This is a genomic window from Streptomyces sp. NPDC001070, assembly GCF_053598835.1.
Genome location: NZ_JBSFLB010000021.1, coordinates 1 through 20867, shown reverse-complemented (window position 1 = coordinate 20867; position 20867 = coordinate 1). Strand labels below are relative to the sequence as shown.

Below are 20867 nucleotides of genomic sequence, written 5' to 3'. Positions count from 1 at the left end.
CTGCGACAGCAGCTCAAAGGTCTTGTCGACCTTTCTTCACGGCGTGAAGTTAGGCTTCCACAGCGGACACGTCAAGAGGTCGCGCTACGGATTCCGAACGCCGGGGAAACCGTGACGCGGCGCCAACTCCACTGCTGTGTACGGCGTTTGCGCAGATGGTGGCGGGTCCGGCAGCCCCCCGCCGCCCCGGCTGCACGGCCCCGGGCAGGTCAACACTTGAACGCCTCCACCTGGCAGAGCCGTCCGGCCCGGCCTCCGCGGGCCGATCGGTCACTCGGACCCGCTGATCAACGGCCGCGATCTGGGCGGCCATTACTGGTCTGTACCAAAGTCTTGACTGCGCCCTTCCTTCACTCCTTAAATCACGAGTTGACGAAGGCCTCCCCACCGCCTCCCCCCACCTCGCTCCCCCACCGGCGCCCCCCACCCGCGCCCGCCGACCGGGAAGGACCTCCCCCCATGACCCATGCCACGACCACCGCGCGGCGCGCCGCCGCGCGCCTGTTATTGCTGCTCGCCGTCCTCCTGGGCGTCACCGCCGCCCCTGCCACGGCCGCCCCCGGTGCCGCCGGGGCCGCTCCCTTCAAGGTGCTGGCGTTCTACAACGGCACCTGGGACGCCGCCCACATCAGCTTCGTCAAGGAAGCCAACCAGTGGTTCCCGCAGGCCGGCGCGGCGAACGGCTTCACGTACACCTCGACGACCGACTGGAACCTGCTCACCGACAGCGCCGCCCTCAAGCAGTACCAGGTCGTCCTCTTCCTCGACGACGCCCCGCAGAGCGCCGCCCAGCGCGCCGGCTTCGAGGCGTACATGCGCGGAGGCGGCGCCTGGATGGGCTTCCACGTCTCCGCCTTCACCACCGACGCGCAGAGCTGGCCCTGGTACTACGACCAGTTCCTGGGCAGCGGGAACTTCCGCTCCAACACCTGGGGCCCGACCACCGCCGTACTGCGCACCGAGGACCGCACCCACCCCGCGACCACGCACCTGCCGGCGACGTTCACCTCGTCGGTCAGCGAGTGGTACAGCTGGAGCAACGACCTGCGCGCCAACCCCGACATCGACATCCTGGCGTCCGTCGACCCGGTGAGCTTCCCGCTGGGCACCGACCCCAACCAGTCCTGGTACAGCGGCTATTACCCGATCCTGTGGACCAACACCGAGTACCGGATGCTGTACGCCAACTTCGGCCACAACGCGATGAACTACGACACCGACACCCCGCTGTCGTCGACCTTCGCCAGCGCCACCCAGAACACCTTCCTCCTCGACGGCCTCAAGTGGCTCGGCGCGGGCTCCACGGGTGACCCCGCCCCCTCCGACCCCATCTCCGAGACCGCGTGGTACTCCCTGGTCAACGCCGGCAGCGGCCGCTGCGTGGACGCCCGCGCCGCCGCCACGGCCAACGGCACCGCGATCCAGCAGTACACCTGCAATTCCACCACCGCCCAGGACTTCCACGTCCTCGGCACGGACAGCGGCTACGCCCGCCTCGCCGCCCGCAACGACACGACGAAGGTCGTGGACGTCACGGACGTCTCCACCGCCGACAACGCCCCGCTCCAGTTGTGGGCGTACGGCGGCGGCGCCAACCAGCAGTGGAAGCCCGTCGCCGAGACCGGCGGCCGCTACCACTTCACCGCCCGCCACAGCGGCAAGTGCCTCACCGCCCCCACCGGGGACCCCGGCGGCACCCAGCTGGTCCAGCGCCCGTGCGACGGCTCCGCCGCCCAGTCCTTCCAGCTCGTCGTCCGCCCCTGACACCGGACGATCGTGTGCGGCCGTCCGTCCCGCGCAGCCGGGCACGGACGGCCGCGTTCACCCAGGAGTGGGCCCTCGCCGGCCGCCCGGCGCGGCTCCGGGGAGCCTGGGGTGACGAGCCGGCGGGCCGGGTGGACGACAGGCCCACATGGGCGAGGTGGAGAAGGCGCGGCCGGAGTACGACGGACCGTTGCCCTGACGCGCCGCACGGACACCGCCGGGCACCGTCACATTTTCTGACTGTTCATCAGTATTGAAACTTCCAGCCGCGGCCGTTACGTTCCGCTCACTCGCCGACACAAGGGAGTGTGGTCGTATGGCCGAGGTCTCCGCACAGGCCCGCATCGCTGCTCCGGCCGAGAAGGTCTGGCACACCCTCACCGACTTCAGCTCGCACACGCAGTGGAGCACCACCCACACCGGCTTCCCCGACGGCGGCCCGGCGCCGCTGGAGCCCGGCGCGACCTACCGGGAGAACATGAAGCTGATGGGCTTCCCGGCCGAGGTGACCTGGGAGGTCACATCCGTCGAGCCCGGGCGGGGCTTCGAGATCACGGGCAAGGGCCCGATGGCCGTGGACCTGCAGACCCGCTACCGCCTGACGCCGGACGGCGACCACACCGACGTCCGCATCGACGGCGCCTTCAACGGCGCGGCGGTGGCCCTCATGGCGGGCAAGCTCAAGGACACGGCCACCGCCGCGCTCAACGAGTCGCTGCGCAAGCTCGCCGGCCTCGTCGAGTAGCACCGGAAGCCCTGCGGGGAGGAACCCGGAAGCCGGGGACCGCGAGCGGTCACGCTCGCGGTCCCCGGCGTCCGGCGCCTAACGCAGCACCGCGTCGGCGCTCTTGTCCCCCACTGTGAAGGTGTACGTGCCGCGCTCGACCCGAGGGGTTCCCGCGCCGTCGATGTCGCCCGGCGTCACGGCGAGCGCGCCGCGCGCGAAGTCCAGGCGCACGGTCCTGCTCTCACCCGCCTTCAGGTGCACCTTGGTGAAGGCGACCAGCTTCCGCGCCGGCCACAGCACCCGGCTGACCGCCCGTGACGCGTACACCGGGACCACCAGGTCGCCGTCCCGCGCGCCGGTGTTGGAGACGGTCACCTTGACGCCCTTGGCGTCCGCCGTGAGGGCGTCGTAGGCGTACGTCGTGTAGGACAGACCCGCGCCGAAGGGGTAGAGCGCGTCGTACGAGGACTCGAGGCCGCCGTTCGTGCCCGGCAACTGCTGGTAGTACATGGGCTCGTTGCCGATGTCCTTCGGCCACGAGACCGGCAGCCGCCCGCTGGGGTTGACCTTGCCGAACAGCACGTCGGCGACCGCGCCGCCGCCCTCGGTGCCCGGCAGCCAGGACATCAGCAGGCCGTCGGTGCCCGCCGCGTCGCCGAGGACCAGCGGGCGTCCGGCCACGACCACGGTGACGACCGGCTTGCCACTCGCCTTCAGGCTCTTGACCAGCGCCTGCTGGTCGGCCGAGAGCTCGGGCCGCGGGCTGTCCGCGGCGCCCTCGGCGGCGGCCTTCTCACCCACCACGACGACGGTCAGGTCCGCGTCCTTCGCCTGCGCCACCGCCTCGTCCGCGGTATCGGCCCGCACGACCTCGGTACCGGAGGGCGCGGCTGCGCGGATGCCCTCCAGGACGGTCGTCCCCGGCAGGTCGACCCCGTCCGGCACGCCCTGCCAGCCGATCGTCCAGCCGCCCGCCTGGTCGTTGATGTCGTCCGCGTACGAGCCGGCCACGACGATCCGCTTCGCGCCCGCGCGCACCGGCAGCACGCCGCCCTCGTTGCGCAGCAGCACCTGCGACTCGGCCGCGGCCTGCCGCGCGAGGGCGGTGTCCGTACCGAGCACGGCCTTGTCGGCCTTGGCGGGATCCACGTACGGGTGCTCGAAGAGACCGAGCTCGAACTTCATCCGCAGGATCCGGCCGACGGCCTCGTCGATGCGCCGCGTGGACACCAGCCCGCGGTCCACAGCCGTCTTCAGCCCGGTGCTCCACTCCTTGGCGAAGTACGGCTCCATCGCCATGTCGAGCCCCGCGTTGACGGCGAGGGCGATCGCCTCCGGGTAGTCCGCGGCGATCCTGTAGCGGGTCTGGAGGGCGCGCACGTCCTCCCAGTCGCTCACGGTGACGCCCTTGAACCCCCACTGCCCGCGCAGCACCTTGGTCAGCAGGTAGGCCGAGGCGGTGGCCGGCACCCCGTTGACGGCACCGGAGTTGACCATGACCGTCTTGGCGCCCGCCTGCACCGCCTGCCGGTAGGAGGGCAGGAGGGTGTCCTGGAGGTAGCGGACGGAGACGTCGGCGGGCACCCGGTCGTGTCCGTTGGAGGGCTCGGAGTAGCCGCCGTAGTGCTTGACGGTGGCGGCGACCCGCTTGGACGCTCCGGCGTGCTCGATGCCCGTGACCGCGGAGGCGGCCAGGGTGCCGGCGAGCAGCGGGTCCTCGGCGTAGGTCTCGTAGTACCGGCCCCAGCGCTGGTCGCGGGCGAGGTCGGCGACGGGGGCGAAGTTCCAGTCGATGCCGGTGGCGGAGACCGCGCGGGCGGTCGCGGCGGCGGAGTCCTTGACCGTGGCCGGGTCCCAGGTGGCGCCGAGGCCGATCTGGTGCGGGAAGACCGTGGCGCCGAGCACGTTGTTGTGGCCGTGCACCGCGTCGACTCCGTACAGGATCGGGATGTGCAGACGCGAGTTGGTGATGGCGTACTTCTGCACGGCGTTGACCATCTTCGCCCAGTCCTGGGGCGTGTTCTTGGCCGGGGTCATGCCGCCGCCGGAGATCACCGAGCCGACGGGGTAGTCGGCGAGGACGGTCTTCATGCAGCTCTCGTTGAGCTCGCCGCCGCTCCACTCGCAGTCGCCCTGGATGCGGGCGACGGCGATCTGGTCCATCTGGCCGATCTTCTCCTGCAGCGTCATCCGCTTGAGGAGGTCCTTCACGCGCAGTTCCACGGGCGCTCCGGCCCGGGTGTAGACGGGCCCGTCGGCGCGGGCGGGTACGGAGGCGACCGCGGCGGCGCAGGCCGCGGCGGTCGAGAGGACGAGGAGGTTTCTCAACCGGCTGCGGAGGAGGCGTGTGCGCGGTTCGTTCGTTGGCATCGCAGGCATCCCGTTCCTGTCCGGGCCCTTCCGGGCACTGGCCGTAAACGTTTCCGGCTGCTGTCGCACCGAAAGCCTGACGGCGACATGACATATCGTCAAGACTGTGACCGTGCTGCGAATGCAGGAGGATCCGTCCTCCGTACCCCCGCCCAGGACCGGCCCGCCGATCACCCTCCGGGAACTCGCCCGGCGCAGCGGGGTGTCCACCGCGACCGTGTCGCGCGCGCTCAACGGCCGGGCCGAGGTCAGCCAGGCCACCCGGGAACGCATCCGGCGGCTGGCCGGCGAACTGGGCTACGCGCCCAACGAGCCCGCCCGCACCCTGGTGCGGCGCCGCTCCGACACCATCGGCCTGCTGTGGGACACCGCCCACGAGTCGCGCGGACTCCACCACCCCTTCCTCCAGGGCCTGTTGAGCTCCGTACGCACCGCCCTGTCCGACGCGGGCTACCACCTCATGCTGCTCACCACGGCCGGACCGGACGACCCGGACACGACGTACGTCCAGGCCGTACGGCGCCACAGCCTGGGAGGCGTCATCGCGATGGGCCGGCCCGCCGACGACCGCGCCCTGCGCGCGCTGGCCGCCTCGGGCATCCCCTGCGCCGGGCTCGACGTCGCCCTCGACGGCCCGCGCACGGTCAGCGTCGCCTCCGACAACACGGCCGGGGCCGAGGCGGCCGTCGCCCACCTGCACGCTCTCGGCCACCGCCGGATCGCCACCGTCACCGGACCGCCCGAGCTCGCCCCCGCAGCCGAGCGGCTGACGGGGTTCCGCACCGCGTGCGCGCGACTCGGCCTGCCGGTCCCGGAGGAGTACGTCGTCACGGGGGACTTCTTCCTCGACAGCGGACGCCGGGCGGTCCAGCGGCTGCTCGCCCTCCCCGATCCCCCGACCGCGCTGTTCGCCGCGGGCGACCTGATGGCGATCGGCGCCGTCCACGCCGTGGCCGACGCGGGCCACTCCGTCCCCGGCGACCTGGCGGTCGTCGGCTTCGACGACATCGACGCCGCCGCCCTCGTGCGCCCCGCGCTCACCACGGTCGCCCAGGACCACCGGGCGCTGGGCACCGCGGCCGTCGCGGCGCTGCGCGACCTGCTCGGGCCGGAGCCCGCACGTCCGCTCCCGCCGCGGGTGCTGCCGACGCGACTGGTGGTGCGGGGGACGTGCGGGGCCCGGGCCGCCCGGCCCGGGCCGACCCCCTGACCGGCCGTCACCAACGGGTGACAGTGCGGCATTGATCCGTTCCGCCCGGGTACGGTACCGCTTGCCCCGGCCACGCCGGGCCGACGGATCGACAGGGGGAGCCCCGCCCATGCACATCACCCGTAGCGCCGCCACCCTCGCGCTCGCCGTGCTCGCCGCCGCGGCGACCGCGTGCGATCCCGCCGACGGCGGCACCACCGGCGACGGCCGGCCGTCCGCGCGAGTTTCGGCCGCCGGCACACCGGCCGAGCTGCCCTCCTTCACCGGCATGGGTCTGCAGGCCGCCCAGGACAGGGCCCAGTCGCTCGGCTTCCACCGCCTCGACTCGCACGACGCGCTGGGCCGCGGCCGCGACCAGGTCTGGGACCGCGACTGGAAGGTCTGCTTCCAGCGTCCCGCGCCGGGGCGTCAACCCATCACCGCCACCGTCGACTTCGGCACCGTCAAGCTCGAGGAGGGCTGTCCGGCCCGAGACGCTCCCCCGCCCGCCTCGGCGGGCTCGACCATGCCCGACTTCACGGCCAGGTCCCTGAAGGCGGCCCGCGCGTCGCTGACCGACTCCACCAGCATCACGGCAGAGGACGTCTCGGGACAGGGCCGGTTCATCCTCCTGGAGAGCAACTGGAAGGTGTGCGCGCAGTCGCCTGCCGCGGGCACCCGGCTGAAGGGGCAGCCCGTCTCGTTCAAGGCCGTGAAGTTCGGCGAGGACTGCCCGTAGCCGCCGCGCGCACAACGCCGGTGGCCCGGGACACGAGCGCGTCCCGGGCCACCGGCGTACGGGGCTCTCCCCCGCCCCCGCCAGGGGCGTCAGTCCTCGTCGGCGAGGATCAGATAGAGCTTCTTGCGGGCCTCGTTGACCACGGCGAGCGCCTTGTCGCGCTGCTCGGGCGTACCGGTCGCCCAGACCTGCCGGAAGGCGTCGACCAGGCCGGCGCCCGCCTTGCGGATCTCGTTCATGGCCTCCCAGTCGATGCCGCGCCCGGCCTCCTCCCACGGGGCGTCCGGCCCCGCCTCAGCCTCGGTGCGGCCGGCCTCGGTGAGCGTGAAGAGCTTCTTGCCGCCCTCCGACGCGCTGCTGATCAGGCCCTCGTCCTCCAGCAGCTGCAGGGTGGGGTAGACCGAGCCGGGGCTCGGCTTCCACGCACCGCCGCTGCGCTCGGCGATCTCCTGGATCATCTCGTAGCCGTGCATCGGCCGGTCGGCGAGGAGCGCCAGGATCGAGGCGCGCACGTCACCGCGCCGCGCCCTCCCCCGAGGGCCTCCCCTGCCTCCCCGTCCGCCGTGCCACGGCCCGGGTCCCCAGGGTCCGCCGCCGAAGGGCGGCGGGCCGAACGGACCGAAGGCCGCCCGCCGCTGCTCGTGGTCGTGCTCGTGGTCGCCACGGCCGTGATGGCCGGGCCCGAAGTGTCCGTGTCCGTGGGAACGCATGATGACGCTCCTTCCATCGTTGAACTGTCGCGATGCTTCAACGATATATCGGCAACAGTCGCATGGCAAGGCTCTTCGCCGGGGTCTCCCGCGCACCCGATGGCGGCGGTCCGGGACGGGGGTCACGCTGGGGAGACGGGGGGATCGTGCCCGACCCGACCGGAGGTGGCTGTGGCGAACGCGCAGGGGCGTCGGCCCGTCGTCGTCGGCGTCGACCCCGATCCCGGCAAGCGCATGGCGCTCGCGTGGGCCGCCGAGGAGGCGGACTTGCGCGGGCTGCCGCTGCGCCTGGTGCACTCCCAGGGGGTGCCGACGGGTGGGTACCGGTCCGGGGAGGTGAGGCCGTCCTGGGAGGAGTGGAACGAGGCGCTGCACACGGCGGGCGACCGGGTCCTCAAGGAGGCCGTCGCGTTCGTCGAGTCCCGCCACCCGAAGGTGGCGGTGTCGGGGCTGCTGGCCGAGGGACAGCCGGCGTGGGTCGTACGCGAGCAGGCGCAGGACGCCGCCCTGGTCGTACTCGGCTCATGGCACTTGAGCACCGCGCAGGAGCTGTTCACCTCCGCGTCGGTGGCCCTGCCGGTGATCGCGCACGCCCGCTGCCCGGTGGTCGTGGTCCCCGAACCGGAGCCCGTCCCCCGGCAGCCGCCGCACTTCGTGGTCGCCGTCGACGGCAGCCCGCACTCCGCCGCCGCCGTGGACGTCGCGTTCGAGGAGGCGGCCCTTCACGGAGCGGCCCTGAGGGCCCTGCACGCGTGGCGCCCCCCGCTGCTCGGCGCGATGGACGAGGAGGCCGCGGAACGCGATGCCCGCCGCCTGCTGTCCGAGACGGTCGCCGGCCGGAGCGGGACGTACCCCGAGGTGGAACTGGACCAGGAGGTCGTGCGCGGCCATCCGGTGCAGGTGCTCACCGAGGCGTCCGGCGGCGCGCTGGGCCTGGTGGTCGGTACGCGGGGGCGCGGCGGTTTCACCGGCATGCTCCTGGGCTCCGTCAGCCAGGGCGTTCTGCACCACGCGCGCTGCCCGGTCATCGCCGTCCCGCTTCCGGACCGGCAGGACTCGTAGACGTCCGGCGCCGTCAGGCGGACCGGCCCCGGGAACGGACATGGCGGGAGGCGAAGTGCACACCGATCGTCAGGAGACGGCGTCGGCCGGACGGCGGGCGCGGGAGCCCCGGATCGTCGTCGGCGTCGACGGTTCGGCCTCCTCCAAGGAGGCGCTCGCGTGGGCCCTGCGGCAGGCGTCACTCGTCCACGGCGTCGTCGACGCCGTGATCGCATGGCAGTTCCCGCAGTTCCACGGTTCGCTCGGCTGGATGCCGCCCACGGACGGGACCCTGGGTCTCGACGACGCCGCCGCGCGGGTGCTGGACGACAGCGTCAGCGAGGTGGCCGGCCCCGAGCCGGACGTGGAGATCCGCAAGTGGGTCGAGTGCGGCACCCCTGCGGGCGTCCTGCTGGATGCGGCCGCGGGAGCGGCGCTGCTCGTGGTCGGCAACCGCGGGCACGGCGGGTTCACGGAGGCGGTCCTGGGATCGGTGGGCCGGCACTGCACCCACCACGCGCCCTGCCCGGTCGTGATCGTCCGGGGGCATGAGCCCGCGACGGGCCCGTGACCGAGGGCGCGAGCCCGCCGGGATTCGGCCGGCGCCCGCGCCGGCCCCGGGCGCCCGCTCGCCTGGGCGGCACCCGGGGACCCGAGCGGTCCGGCTCAGCGGCGGTCGTTCCAGGCCGCGCTCTGCAGGAAATAGGTGTCGTACAGCTCCTGCACCTCCAGCAGGCTCTCCGGACCGGCCTCGCCCAGGCCTATGCGCTGCAGGTGGCGGAAGTACTCGAAACGCTCGACGCCGGGGGTGATGACGATCAGCATGTCGGCGTCGCATCCGGGAGCGGCGGCGAAGGCGTGCGGGAGGCCGGGCGGCACGACGACCAGGTCGCCGGCTCCGGCGGTGACGACCTCGTCACCGGACAGGAACCGGGCCTCGCCGTCGAGCATGTAGAACATCTCGGCCGACGCGTCGTGCCGGTGCGGCCGGGCGCCGTCGGCGCCGCCGGCCAGGGTGACGCGCTGCGTCGAGAGCGCGCCGCCTGTCGAGCTGCTGTCCGCCAGCAGCCGGACGGTGGTCGGGGCGCGGCCGATCACCTCGGCCTCGGCGGAGCGGACGATCACGGATGTGTCGAAGTCGGGCACGATCAATGACATTGCGGGCTCCTTGTGCGGGCTCTGACGGGTCTGCCGGACTGACGGGTCTGGCGGGTCTGCCTGGTCACACGGTGAAGAGCAGGGCGGCGCTGATCAGGACGACGACTGCGGTGGCGAAGTGGATTCCGAAGGCGACCGCCTTGGGGCCGCCATTGCGCAGGACGATCAGGGTGTCGCCGAGCGGGGTGAGCGCCACGATGAGCATGAACCAGGCCTCGGCCCGGGCACCCGCGAAGGCGAGCAGGGCCAGGCCCATCACGCCGAGGGTGGCGTCCCGCAGCCCCTTGATCGTGAGGTAGGCGGCGTCGCCGTCCGGCTTGGCGGGCACGCCGTAGCCGGCGGCCGCAGGGCGGGGCTGGAGCAGGAACCGGGCCCCGATGAACAGGACTAACAGGTCGAGCACGATGGCCAGGGTGTACGCGGTGGTGGTCACGTCCGCTTCTCCTCGCTAGCAGCGCTAGAGTCAAGAGCGAAGCTAGCAGAGCATCGACAGAAGGTCTAGCGATGCTAGAATTTCCATCATGTCGATCCGGACGCGCCGGGAGCACGAGCGAGCGGAGCGCGAGCAGCTGATCATCACCGCCGCGCGGGAACTGGCCGAGGCCGAGGGCTGGGACGCGGTCACCACACGACGGCTGGCCGCCGAGATCGAGTACAGCCAGCCCGTCCTGTACAGCCACTTCAAGGGCAAGGACGCCATCATGGCGGCCGTCGCGGTGCACGGTTTCGCGGAGATGGCGGGCGAACTGCGGGCGGCGCGCACCGCGGCGACGGCCCCGCGGGAGGTCCTCGCCGCGGTGGGCGAGGCCTATACGGCGTTCGCCCGGCGGCGGCCGGCCCTCTACGACACGATGTTCACGCACAGCGTCGGCCTGCCTTTCGCCACCCCGGAGGCGCCGGCGGCCCTGCGCGACGCGTTCGGCGAACTGCTCCGGGCCGTCGAGCCGATCGCGGGCCCCGGCGATGACCCGGGGCTCCTCACGGAGACCTACTGGGCCGGGCTGCACGGCCTGGTCACCCTCATGCGCAGCGGCCGTCTGCCGGAGGAGGCACCAGGCCGCCGCCTCGCCCTGCTGATCGGGTGCTTCGCCAGGGTCCGCTGACCGCTCGTCCGCTGACCGGCCGTCCGCCCGGCCGGTGCACGGCGGTCGCGGATTCCCCATGTCAGGGAAGAAGGACGGTGAGCGACGTACGGGTGACCGTGAACCCGAGCCGCTCGTAGAGGCGGCGAGGGGGATTGGCGTCGCTCACCGCCAGCCCGATCCGCGTCAGGCCGCGGGACGCGGCGTCGGCGAGCACGCGGCGCAGCAGCCGGGATCCGAGGCCCGCGCAGCGGGGATCCGGCCGTCGGAAGACCGTCGCTATCCACGGAAGGCCGTCGCGATCGGTGACCACGACCCCAGCGACCACGCGATCGGCCGCGTCGACGGCCAGGACGCTGCACGGCAGGACCGGTCCGAGTACCTCGCCCGCCAGCAGCGGGACGAGCAGGGAGTCGAGGGCCTGGTCGTCGCTCCCGGGGTGGTGGTCGGGGTGCCCGGGGGGAGGGCGGCGCGCAACGCCGGGAACAGCTCGCGGGCCTCGCGGTCGCAGGACGGCGGGTGGAGTCCGTCCGGAAGGAGCGAGGACGACCACTCGGGCATCGGGGGGTCGGCGACCAGATCGCGCTGCATGGTGTGGGCGTGCCGCATGACGCGTGCACCGTGCCGGACCAGTTCCCCGCCGAGTTCCACGGACCCCGAGACGGCCCAGCCCGGCATCCCGGCGAGAACGGACGGCACGGGGTCGGGCCCCACCGCCTCCGCGAGGTCGGCCCGGGGACGGCCGTCGCGGACCCCCTCGACGTACGTCAGTACCGGCAGCCCGTCCGGGCCGTTGAGTGTCGCGCGCCCTCCTTGCGGCGGGGCCACTTAATTCGCGCCTGTCGAGGGCGACTTGGTTATCATCCGGCCCATGCTGCGGTCGCCGGACCGGACTCGCAAACGAATTAGGGGGCCGCGGCGGCTCGCCGGCACGCCGCCGGGACCCGTCCTGACGGACCCCGGCCGGCGCGCCGGTCCGTCACACGTCCGAAGCGCCGCCCGCCACCGGGGCCGGGTAGGTCGGGTACTCCACCTCGGAGACGTGCTGGACGACCCGGATGACCTGGCAGGAGTAGCCGAACTCGTTGTCGTACCAGAGGTAGAGGATGGCGTTGTCGCCGTCGACCTTGGTGGCCCCCGCGTCGACGATCGACGCGTGGCGCGAGCCGATGAAGTCGCTCGAGACGGCGTCGGGGGCGCTGATGAAGTCGATCTGGCGCTTGAGCGGCGAGTTCAGCGACACGTCGCGGAGGTGGTCGAGGACTTCCTCCCGGGTGGTCTCGCGCCCGAGCTGCAGGCTGAGGATCGCGATCGAGACGTCCGGCACCGGCACGCGGATCGAGCTGCCGGTGATCCTGGCCTTGAGGTCGGGCAGTGCCTTGGCGACGGCCGAGGCGGCACCGGTCTCGGTGATGACCATGTTGAGCGGCGCCGAACGGCCGCGCCGGTCGGAGCTGTGGTAGTTGTCCAGCAGGTTCTGGTCGTTGGTGAACGAGTGGACCGTCTCGACGTGGCCGCGCAGCACGCCGTACTCGTCCGCCATCGCCTTCAGCGGCGGGACGATCGCGTTGGTGGTGCAGGAGGCGCAGGAGAGGATCTGCTCGTCCGGCTTGATCATGTCGTGGTTGACGCCGTGGACGACGTTCGGGACGTCGCCCTTGCCCGGCGCGGTGAGGACGACCTTGTCGACGCCGGGGCGCAGGTGCTGCGACAGGCCCTCGCGGTCGCGCCACTTGCCGGTGTTGTCGATGAGGATGGCGTTCTTGATGCCGTGGGCCGTGTAGTCCACCGACGCCGGGTCGTCGGCGTAGATCACCTTGATCTCGTTGCCGTTGGCGATGATCGTGCTCTTCGCCTCGTCGACGGTGATCGTGCCCTGGAACTGGCCGTGGATGGAGTCACGGCGCAGCAGCGAGGCGCGCTTGACGAGGTCCTCGGCGGCCCGGCCGGCGCCCTTGCGAACGACGATGGCGCGCAGCCGCAGGCCGTTGCCCGAGCCGGCCTTCTCGATGAGCAGGCGCGCGAGGAGGCGGCCGATGCGGCCGAATCCGTAGAGGACGACGTCGCGCGGCTCCCGGCGCTCGATCTTGTTGGCCCCCGTGGCTCCGGCGACGGCCCTGGCGGTGAACTCCTCCACGGACAGGGCGCGGTCGTCGGCCCTGTAGGTCGCGGCGAGCATGCCGATGTCGATCTGCGACGGACCGAGATCGAGCGTGGTCAGGGCACGGAGGAACGGCAGGGTCTCGGTGACGGAGAGTTCCTCGCCGGCGATCTGCCGGACGAACCGGTGGGCCTTGAGGATGCTGATCACCGACTTGTTCACCAAGGAGCGGCTGTGGAGGAGGACGGTGACGTCCCGCTCCCTGTGCAGCTTCCCGATGATCGGAATCATCGATTCCGCGATCTCCTCGCGGTTCTTCCAGTCGGTGAACGAGTCCTCGTTGACAGTCACAGGCTTATCTTTCGAGCTAGGCGGTGCTCATATGTTAACCAGCCCGCCACTTTGATCATCCACCGGGTCCCTCCCGGGTCCACCGGACCGCGGACGGAGCCCGACCCCGGCCCGCAGACCAGCCCGCGGGCGGAGGTCAGGAGATCCCGATGACGCCCACGGCCGCCAGGCCGGTGTCCGCGCGCAGAAGGATGTCGTAGAGATACGTGTCGTCCGCGCGGGGTGCCAGGACCTGCCGGGCTCCGCTCGGCAGGGTGCGGGAGACCGTCTCGTGCCTCTGCCCGGGCGCCGATCCGCTGACCGCCACGAGCGTGACCGGCCTCCTCCCGACGTTCTCCAGCGTGACGGAACGGGTCCTGGGGCACAGGACGTCGTGCGGGGCGGAGCAGTGGAATCGCACGTCGCCGAAGTCCAGCAGGCCGCACGAGACGTCGGTGGCGAAGGCGAAGCGCGAGGAGCAGACGGCGCCGACCCGCAGGTTCTCCGCCGGGGTCGCCGTCACCGCCCGCCCGCCGGACCGTGGTGCGTCCGCGTACGACACGGCGAACATGCCCAGGGTGACGGTGGTGGCGAATACGGCGGGCAGGAGTGCTGTGCGCACCTGTGGCTCCAGAAGTCGTGCAGGCGAGGCGGTGGATCGAGGCGAAGCGAGGCCGGGACGTCACGTGCGGGTGAGGCCCGCGGGCCGGGGCCGGCGGGCCTCACTCTCGGCGCGTGCCTACGTCAGCGACCCGTGCCGGGATCGTTGCGCGCCGGCAGCTCGGTCGCGATGACGTCGCCCGCGTAGACCAGGGCGACCCGGTGGTTGTACTGGATCGTGTACATCTTCTTGGCCCCGAAGACGACCTTGCCGTCACCCTTGAAGTAGTCGTCGGTCAGGGCCGCCGGCGCGGTGGCGACGTACGCCTGGCCGGACGGGATGCTGTACATGCTCAGCGGGGCCTGCGAGGAGGCGCCGTACCCGGCCGGGTACTCCGAGGCGTCCGGGTAGCTGGTGCCGTAGACCTTGCCGGGCGGCGTGGCGGGTGTCACGCCGGCCTTGACGATGGTGTAGCCCCCGTGCGCCGGGACGGTGTTGCAGCCGTACGGGTTGTAGAACCACACCTTCGAGCCGCTGAACCAGATGGCGGTCCAGGCACCTTCCTTGTCGGCGACCACGAACTGCTGGCCGGCCTGCACGGTGTTGCCCCAGTCGTTGATCCGGTCGGTGCCGGCGGCACCGGAGTGGATCGCCGGGTCCCCGAAGAGGGGCGCGGTGCTGCTGGGGGCGGTGCGCACGAACAGGGTGTTCGACGCCTGCGTCACCTTGGTGCACTCAGGGGTGGCACCGGTCGGGTCCTCGGACGGGCAGATCTCGGCGGTCTGCTGGTTCCGCTCGAAGCCGGGGGCGATGGTCACCACCGAGCCGATGTCACCGACCCCGTGCTTGCCCGTGACGGGCGCGCCGAGCAGGGCCATGAAGTGCTCCCAGTCCCAAGCGGTGCCCGGGTCCCAGTGCATGCCCGCGACATAGGACGACGCGGGGCCGACAACGTTGTCATGGCCCAGGATGTGCTGCCGGTCGAGCGGGATGCCGAAGCGCCCGGCCAGGTACTTCACCAGCTCCGCCGTGGCCTCGTACTGCGCCTCGGTGTACCAGTCGGCCCCGTGCGCGGCGAAGCCCTCGTGCTCGATGCCGATGGAGTGCATGTTGGTGGAGTAGTTGCCCGCGTGGAAGGAGAGGTCCTTCGTCGGCATCATCTGCGTCACCGCGCCGTCCGACGACCGCATCACGTAGTGCGAGGCGGTCGTGCTGCCCGGGGCCTGGAAGGTGGCGATGGCGGACTCGTACGAGCCCTCGGTGTCGTGGATGACGATGGTGTCGATCCGGATCCCGTTGGCGGGCCGGTTGGACACCTGGCCGTTGCTCGACGCCGCCGGCACGAAGGTGCAGTCCACGGTGGTGGGGCATTCGACGTCGGCGGTCGCCGCGGCCTTCAGGTGCAGCTTCGCCAGCTGGGCCTTGGCGGGCTCGACCTGCGGCATGGCGGCCAGGCTGACCCGCTGGCCGTCCGTCGTGGTACGGCCGGCGCCCTTGGCCAGGGTGGCGAAGACACGGTTGGCGAACGCCTGGGCGCCCTGCCGCTGCGAGGCCTGGCTGTAACGGGCCACGGCCCCGTACCAGTCGCCGGGGTCGGCGGAGGCGGTTCCGGCCGTGGCCTTCTGGTACGACGCGAGGAGCGCCGCGCCGCCGCGGATGTTGGCTGACGGGTCGTTCCTCAGCTCCCGCGCGGACAGACCCGTGAGCTTCGCCGCGGCCTGGAGGGTGTGCAGGGCCGGGTCGGCGACGAAGGACGCGATGTCGCTGCGGCCGGCCGCTCCGGCGCCACCACCGGCCACCATCTCCGTCGTGACGTCGGTGAGGTGCATCGGGCCGTAGCCACCGCTCGCGCTGTGCGCGCCCGCGTGCCCGTCCCACGCCGACTCCTGGTACGCCACGGCCAGCAGCACCTGCTCCGGCACCCCGTACTCGGCGGCCGCCGCCGCGAAGTCGTGCTGCCGAGCGGTGTCCGCCGGGGCGGGCGCGCCGGTGGCCCGCGCCGTCAGCGGCACGGCGACCGAGCCCGCGACGGCCAGCGCGGCGACCGCGGCCCGCAGAGCCGGCCTGCGCCGCGACGCGCGCCGGCGTATGGATGTGTCTGATGTCATCAAAGATCCCAAATGTGGAATGAAGGGGGTCGATTCCCGCGACAACGGTCCGATGTGACGTGCTGCCGGCCTCCGAAAGGCTCGCGGATTCTACTCGCGGCGATCTCCCCGGATTGAGGCACCGTCAGCATTCGGCCAAATCAGTCGACTTGGCGCGGAGTCACGGGCCCGGTGGACGGCGCCGACCCGTGCCGCCCCGAAGGGGACATCACCGGCGCATGGACCTTCATACGCCAACGGCCGGCCACGTCCGCCGAACGACGAACCGGACAACCGCACAGGTCCATCGGCGGAATTTCTGGGGCCCACTCTCAACTCCCGCGCCCGTGCGCACGTATTTCGAGAACCGAAGCAGCGCACATCCCGCGCCGGCAGACGTAATCCACCAGCACGCCGCACATTCCGCGGCGTACGCCGGCCGGGCACCACGCGACTGCGGAATCCCACGAGGTCCCCCCTGCCCGGACGGGCTGCCCGGAGGGAGGGATCGCGGAACCGGAACCCGGCCCGAGATGCTTGCTGCCGCAAGCAAGTAGACCAAGAATGTGCTGCACCATGCAAGTAAGTGGTTCACATATCGCGCACGTCCGGACAACCGCCACCAGGCCCCGCCGGATCGAGACGCAAAACCCTCCGAATCGTCACTTCCTTGACAGGTGATATAACGCCATGCGATGGTCATCACCGTTTCGGTAGGTGACGAGGGCGATCATCGCGTCGCGCCAGGAGCAAGACACCGAGGAGAGGCTTCGTGAGCCAGGCTGCGGAATACGACTACGTCGTGGTGGGCGCAGGCACGGCCGGCAGTGTGCTGGCGGCGCGCCTGTCCGAGGACGACGGCGCCCGCGTACTCCTGCTGGAGGCGGGCAGCTCCGAGGTGCCCGATGTGATGCCCGTTCCCCCCGCCTGGCCCCTGCTGCTGGGCACCTCGTACAACTGGGGCGAGCGCACGACCGAGCAGGCGTCCACCGGGACGTCCGTCCCGCTGGCGCGGGGCCGGGGCCTCGGGGGTTCGTCGGCCGTCAACGCCATGGTCGACGGCCTGCGCGTCGCCGACGCCTCCGTCATGCCGTCCATCGTCTCGGGCAACACCAACGCGACGGTGTACGCCATCGCGGAGCGGGCCGCCGCGTTCATCACGCGGAAGGAGGCGCGGTGACCATGGCCGATCAGGAGAACGAGACCGCCGAGGGCACTCCGGTGGCGCGCCGGGCGATGCTCGGAATGCTGGGTGCCGGGGCCGCCGGCGTCGCCGCCGCGCCCTGGTTGCAGCGCGGTTGGGAGAAGTTCCTCGGCTCCGCCTCTCAGGTCGACCCCACCGGGCTCACCGGCGTGCTGCCCAACCCGGGGGGCTTCCGGTACTACAGCGTCGTGGGCTCGGTGCCGCGCAAGGACGCGAGCACCTACCGGCTCAAGGTCAACGGTCTCGTCGACCGCCCGAGGACGTACACACTCGACGACCTGCGCGCGCTCCCGCAGTCCCGGATCGTGCGGGACGTGCAGTGCACCGACGGCTGGCGGGTGGCGGACACCCCGTTCGAGGGGGTGCGGCTCTCGGATCTCCTGGACGCCGCCGGGGTGCGTCCCGACGGCAAGGCCATCCACTTCACCTGCTTCGACGGCGTCTACACCGAGAGCCTGACGCTCTCCCAGGCACGCCGCGCCGATGTGCTGCTGGCCCTGAAGATGCAGGACAAGCCCGTCAGTCACGAGCACGGCGGCCCTGTCCGCCTCTACGTGGCCCCGATGTACTTCTACAAATCGGCGAAGTGGCTGTCCGGAATCACCGTGACCGACGAGGTCATACCCGGTTACTGGGAGGAGTACGGCTATGACGTCGACGGCTGGCTCGACGGAGCCGACCGGCGCGGTGGCGACGCCGCCGCGACCTGAACGCTCCGGGCACGTCCTCCGGTTCAGCCCGGCCGAGCGCCTGGTGCACCGCGCCACCGGTGTGCTGATGCTGCTCTGCCTGGCGACCGCGGCCTGTCTGTACCTGGGGCCACTGGCCCAGTTGGTGGGGCGCCGTCACCTCGTCGCGACGGTCCACGAGTGGTCGGGCATCCTGCTGCCGCTACCCTTCCTGCTCGGCCTCGTCTCACCCGCCTTCCGTGCCGACCTGCGCAGGCTGAACCGCTTCACCGGCTACGACCGGCAGTGGCTGCGATCCGTCCGCCGGCGCCTGACCTCGCCGTCCATGCGCCCCGCGGGCAAGTTCAACGCGGGGCAGAAGATCTACGCGGGCTGGCTCGCCGGGGCCGTCCTGGTCATGATGGCCACCGGCCTGCTGATGTGGTTCACGGGTCTGCTGCCGGCGATCTCCCGTACGAGTGCGATCTTCGTCCACGATGTCCTGGCCTGGGCCGTCGCCGTGGTGGTGATCGGCCACATGCGCATGGCGTACCGCGATCCCGAGGCGCGGCTCGGGATGCGCACGGGGTTCGTCGCGCGCGACTGGGCGAGGCGGTGGCATCCGCACTGGCTGGAGGAGGACCGGCCGGGCGCGGGGCGGGAAGCGGGAGCGCCGCGCGTCGCGAGTGAGCGGCGCACCCCGGGCCTTTGACACTCGACGACCGGTCGCCCACGTTATTTGGGCGACCGGTCGTCTTGTATGCATCAGCTGTCATCGAACGCGCCCGACCGGGGCCGGAATCGAGCAGCACCCATGACCACCGCCCCGAAAAAAGGACATACGCGCAAGCGCACTGTGCCCCGGACGTGGCCGCCGCGGCGAGACACCCCGGCCGCAGCGCACCTGGACCGCTACTGACCCGCCGACGCCGCGGCCTTCTTCCGCGCGCGGTAGGCGGCCGCCTTCACCCGGTTTCCGCACGGGTCCATGGCGCACCACTCCCGGCGGCTGCCGTGCGACCGGTCGACGTAGATCTGCGTGCACTCCGGCCTGCTGCACTCCTTGATCAGCGACAGCTCCGGCCCGCTGACCACCCGGATGGCCTGGCGGGCCACCGACGACAGCGCCTGCTGCGCGGTCGCCTCGACCCGCCTCCCCTCCCGGGTGAGCTGCGGGATCGCAGACGGCGTACGCGCCATGGCGTTGACCAGGGCGAGCGCGTCGGCGTCATAGTCCTCGTTCGCCAGCCCGGCCCTGACGAGCGCGTAGATCGCCTCCCGGAGGGACACCGCGTCCTGCACGTCGGACGGCAGACAGTGCGTCTCGCCGTCGACGAGTCCGGACTCTCGGAACCACGCGTCGAGGCTCTCCGGCGTGGTGAGCATCTCCAGAGGCTCTGCGTTGCGGCGTCTGCGCAGGGTTCCCACGAAGTCCAGCACGGGGGTACCGCACGGGAAGGCATGCATCATGTCACCATTTTGACAGGTGACGCACAAGAGGGCAAGGAGTGCGGCTCGCTGTCCTGAGGGCGGTCGCGGGGGCGGGGCACGGGATCGCGGGCGCGATCACCGCCCCCGGTCGACCCCGGCAGGGATCAGTCGTGGTGCGTATCGCCGGCCGCCGCGACACGCCTGAGGCTGGCGGTGAGCCCGGAGAGGTCCTGGCCACTGAAGTGGTCGACGAGGTGACGTCGCACGCTGGCGAGGTGCGTCGGCCAGGCCTGGTCCAGGCGAGCCAGGCCGGCCTCCGTGAGAACGGCATTCCACCCGCGCCCGTCCTCGCTGCACTTGATCCGCTCGACCCAGCCCCGCTTCTCGAGCCGGATGACGACGCGGGTCATGCCGCTGAGGGAAAGGCTGCAGACGGCGGCGAGCTCACTCATCCGCATCGCCCGCGCGGGGGCCTCGGACAGGTACATCAGGGGCGTGTACTCCGAGAGCGGCAGCCCCGCGCCCTGGAGCATGTCGGCGTCGACGGCGCGGGGCAGCGCCAGCAGCACCCGTCCCAGCGCACGCACAAAGGCTTCCTCACTCGCGTTGAGGGGCTGCAACCGCTGCTCTTCGGACGACATGCCCCCACTTTAGCTTCTTGACAGGTCAATGACGCCACCCACTTGCCGCGGCAATCAGCGACCCTCAACACGCCTGCGAGCAGACACTTCCCCGCCCCGCCGCCGAGCGGCCGCAGGGCGTCCGAGGCGACCGCGCCGCCGGATCGGCGCGTATGACGTGCGCCCACGGGCCGGTCCGCGTGCCGGGGCCGACGGCGCAGGGACCTCCGGGTTCCGAAACTCGAACCGGCACTCCTTTGACTATTGTCGACCGGTCATCTACTTTCAAATAGACGACCGGTCGACTAGTCCACCGGCTCGACTATCTCCCATCGACAAGCAATGAAACGGAGTGCCTACAGTGGCCACCCCCGTCAAGCTCGCCATCGTCTACTACTCGTCCACCGGCACCATCAGCGAGATCGCCAAGGAACTGCACGACGCCGCCGTCAAGGCCGGTGCCGACGTCCGGCTGCTCAAGGCGGCCGAGCTGGCCCCGCAGTCGGCGATCGACTCCAACCCGGTCTGGGCCGCCAACCACGCGGCCACCGCCGGCGTGCCGGTGGCCACCCCCGAGGACGTCGAGTGGGCCGACGCCGTCATCTTCGGCACCCCCACCCGCTTCGGCAACGTCTCCTCGCAGCTCAAGCAGTTCATCGACACCCTCGGCGGCCTGTGGGCCCAGGGCAAGCTGGCCGACAAGGTCTACAGCGGCTTCGTCTCCACCGCCACCGCCCACGCCGGCCACGAATCCACCCTGCTGGCCCTGTACAACTCCGTTCACCACTTCGGCGGCATCACCGTCACCCCCGGCTTCACCGACCCCAACAAGTTCGTCGACGGCAACCCTTACGGCACCTCCCACGCCGACGGCCAGGGCCAGAACCCCGTCGACGACACCACCCGTACCGCCGCCCGCATCCAGGCCGAGCGCGTCGTCCAGGTCGCCGCGCGGCTCAAGGCGGCCTGACCCCCGCACCGCGGTGGCCACCGGGCCCCAGGTACGGATGCAGGCGGGGACCACGGTCGAGGGCGTCCTCGCCAC

The 20867-nt window shown here is 71.7% G+C and carries 22 protein-coding genes; 11 read left to right on the top strand and 11 right to left on the bottom strand.

The annotated features are described in order from the left end of the window. Positions 1–459 precede the first annotated feature (459 nt). Positions 460–1764: a ThuA domain-containing protein gene (locus tag ACWDAS_RS24740; protein WP_450394698.1), complete on the top strand. Its 1305-nt coding sequence runs from the start codon at positions 460–462 to the stop codon at positions 1762–1764. Positions 1765–2080: 316 nt separating this feature from the next. Continuing rightward, complete coding sequence (locus ACWDAS_RS24735; protein WP_450394696.1) at positions 2081–2509, top strand: type II toxin-antitoxin system Rv0910 family toxin; 429 nt, start codon at positions 2081–2083, stop codon at positions 2507–2509. Positions 2510–2587: 78 nt separating this feature from the next. On the opposite strand, the gene ACWDAS_RS24730 is transcribed toward ACWDAS_RS24735, so the two are convergent. Next, positions 2588–4861: a glycoside hydrolase family 3 N-terminal domain-containing protein gene (locus ACWDAS_RS24730; RefSeq protein WP_450394695.1), complete on the bottom strand. Its 2274-nt coding sequence runs from the start codon at positions 4859–4861 to the stop codon at positions 2588–2590. Between the two features lie 106 nt (positions 4862–4967). Here ACWDAS_RS24730 and ACWDAS_RS24725 point away from each other — a divergent pair, with 106 nt between their 5' ends. Together ACWDAS_RS24725 and ACWDAS_RS24720 are read left to right on the top strand one after the other, a co-directional pair. Beyond that, positions 4968–6071, top strand: a complete 1104-nt coding sequence (locus ACWDAS_RS24725) for a LacI family DNA-binding transcriptional regulator (protein WP_450394692.1) — start codon at positions 4968–4970, stop codon at positions 6069–6071. Positions 6072–6180: 109 nt separating this feature from the next. After that, complete coding sequence (locus ACWDAS_RS24720; protein ID WP_450394690.1) at positions 6181–6789, top strand: hypothetical protein; 609 nt, start codon at positions 6181–6183, stop codon at positions 6787–6789. Positions 6790–6878: 89 nt separating this feature from the next. Here ACWDAS_RS24720 and ACWDAS_RS24715 read toward each other — a convergent pair whose 3' ends face one another. Continuing rightward, the gene (locus ACWDAS_RS24715) at positions 6879–7499 is read right to left on the bottom strand and encodes a PadR family transcriptional regulator (protein ID WP_450394688.1); all 621 of its coding nucleotides are present in this window, start codon (positions 7497–7499) and stop codon (positions 6879–6881) included. 171 nt (positions 7500–7670) lie between these two features. Between ACWDAS_RS24715 and ACWDAS_RS24710 the strand changes: the two genes are divergently transcribed. Beyond that, positions 7671–8561, top strand: coding sequence for a universal stress protein (locus tag ACWDAS_RS24710; RefSeq protein ID WP_450394685.1), 891 nt, complete (start codon positions 7671–7673; stop codon positions 8559–8561). A 55-nt stretch (positions 8562–8616) separates the two neighbouring features. Continuing rightward, positions 8617–9111: a universal stress protein gene (locus ACWDAS_RS24705; protein WP_450394682.1), complete on the top strand. Its 495-nt coding sequence runs from the start codon at positions 8617–8619 to the stop codon at positions 9109–9111. 95 nt (positions 9112–9206) lie between these two features. Here the strand turns inward: ACWDAS_RS24705 and ACWDAS_RS24700 are convergent, their stop codons facing one another. Both ACWDAS_RS24700 and ACWDAS_RS24695 read right to left on the bottom strand, forming a co-directional pair. After that, a complete protein-coding gene (locus ACWDAS_RS24700) occupies positions 9207–9698 on the bottom strand; it encodes a cupin domain-containing protein (protein ID WP_450394681.1) in 492 nt (163 codons plus the stop codon). A 64-nt stretch (positions 9699–9762) separates the two neighbouring features. After that, positions 9763–10131 (bottom strand): DUF4267 domain-containing protein, encoded by a 369-nt coding sequence (locus ACWDAS_RS24695; protein WP_450394678.1) that lies wholly within the window; start codon positions 10129–10131, stop codon positions 9763–9765. Between the two features lie 88 nt (positions 10132–10219). Here ACWDAS_RS24695 and ACWDAS_RS24690 point away from each other — a divergent pair, with 88 nt between their 5' ends. After that, positions 10220–10801, top strand: coding sequence for a TetR/AcrR family transcriptional regulator (locus tag ACWDAS_RS24690; protein ID WP_450394675.1), 582 nt, complete (start codon positions 10220–10222; stop codon positions 10799–10801). 61 nt (positions 10802–10862) lie between these two features. Here ACWDAS_RS24690 and ACWDAS_RS24685 read toward each other — a convergent pair whose 3' ends face one another. The 5 genes from ACWDAS_RS24685 to ACWDAS_RS24665 all read right to left on the bottom strand — a co-directional run bounded on the left by ACWDAS_RS24685 (position 10863) and on the right by ACWDAS_RS24665 (position 15920). Next, positions 10863–11093: a GNAT family N-acetyltransferase gene (locus tag ACWDAS_RS24685; RefSeq protein ID WP_450394673.1), complete on the bottom strand. Its 231-nt coding sequence runs from the start codon at positions 11091–11093 to the stop codon at positions 10863–10865. Beyond that, the gene (locus ACWDAS_RS24680) at positions 11060–11608 is read right to left on the bottom strand and encodes a hypothetical protein (RefSeq protein ID WP_450394671.1); all 549 of its coding nucleotides are present in this window, start codon (positions 11606–11608) and stop codon (positions 11060–11062) included. Before ACWDAS_RS24680 ends, ACWDAS_RS24685 begins: the two co-directional genes overlap by 34 nt. 151 nt (positions 11609–11759) lie before the next feature. Next, complete coding sequence (locus ACWDAS_RS24675) at positions 11760–13232, bottom strand: glyceraldehyde-3-phosphate dehydrogenase (RefSeq protein WP_450394668.1); 1473 nt, start codon at positions 13230–13232, stop codon at positions 11760–11762. 136 nt (positions 13233–13368) lie between these two features. After that, positions 13369–13833 (bottom strand): hypothetical protein, encoded by a 465-nt coding sequence (locus tag ACWDAS_RS24670; protein WP_450394665.1) that lies wholly within the window; start codon positions 13831–13833, stop codon positions 13369–13371. Positions 13834–13955: 122 nt separating this feature from the next. Beyond that, complete coding sequence (locus ACWDAS_RS24665) at positions 13956–15920, bottom strand: N-acetylmuramoyl-L-alanine amidase (RefSeq protein ID WP_450394663.1); 1965 nt, start codon at positions 15918–15920, stop codon at positions 13956–13958. Between the two features lie 751 nt (positions 15921–16671). On the opposite strand from ACWDAS_RS24665, the gene ACWDAS_RS24660 reads away from it, so the two are divergent. The 3 genes from ACWDAS_RS24660 to ACWDAS_RS24650 are packed head-to-tail and all read left to right on the top strand — an operon-like array spanning position 16672 to position 18483. Continuing rightward, positions 16672–17079 carry a GMC oxidoreductase gene (locus tag ACWDAS_RS24660; protein ID WP_450394660.1) on the top strand — a complete coding sequence of 136 codons (408 nt, stop codon included), beginning with the start codon at positions 16672–16674 and terminating at the stop codon, positions 17077–17079. A gap of 2 nt (positions 17080–17081) precedes the next feature. Then, positions 17082–17813 carry a molybdopterin-dependent oxidoreductase gene (locus ACWDAS_RS24655; protein ID WP_450395061.1) on the top strand — a complete coding sequence of 244 codons (732 nt, stop codon included), beginning with the start codon at positions 17082–17084 and terminating at the stop codon, positions 17811–17813. After that, positions 17752–18483 (top strand): cytochrome b/b6 domain-containing protein, encoded by a 732-nt coding sequence (locus ACWDAS_RS24650; protein ID WP_450394657.1) that lies wholly within the window; start codon positions 17752–17754, stop codon positions 18481–18483. Before ACWDAS_RS24655 ends, ACWDAS_RS24650 begins: the two co-directional genes overlap by 62 nt. Positions 18484–18683: 200 nt before the next feature. Here the strand turns inward: ACWDAS_RS24650 and ACWDAS_RS24645 are convergent, their stop codons facing one another. Together ACWDAS_RS24645 and ACWDAS_RS24640 are read right to left on the bottom strand one after the other, a co-directional pair. After that, the gene (locus ACWDAS_RS24645) at positions 18684–19238 is read right to left on the bottom strand and encodes a CGNR zinc finger domain-containing protein (protein WP_450395059.1); all 555 of its coding nucleotides are present in this window, start codon (positions 19236–19238) and stop codon (positions 18684–18686) included. 128 nt (positions 19239–19366) lie between these two features. Further along, positions 19367–19843, bottom strand: a complete 477-nt coding sequence (locus ACWDAS_RS24640) for a MarR family winged helix-turn-helix transcriptional regulator (RefSeq protein WP_450394655.1) — start codon at positions 19841–19843, stop codon at positions 19367–19369. Between the two features lie 340 nt (positions 19844–20183). Here ACWDAS_RS24640 and wrbA point away from each other — a divergent pair, with 340 nt between their 5' ends. Further along, positions 20184–20792, top strand: coding sequence for an NAD(P)H:quinone oxidoreductase (wrbA, locus tag ACWDAS_RS24635; RefSeq protein WP_450394653.1), 609 nt, complete (start codon positions 20184–20186; stop codon positions 20790–20792). Positions 20793–20867 lie beyond the last annotated feature (75 nt).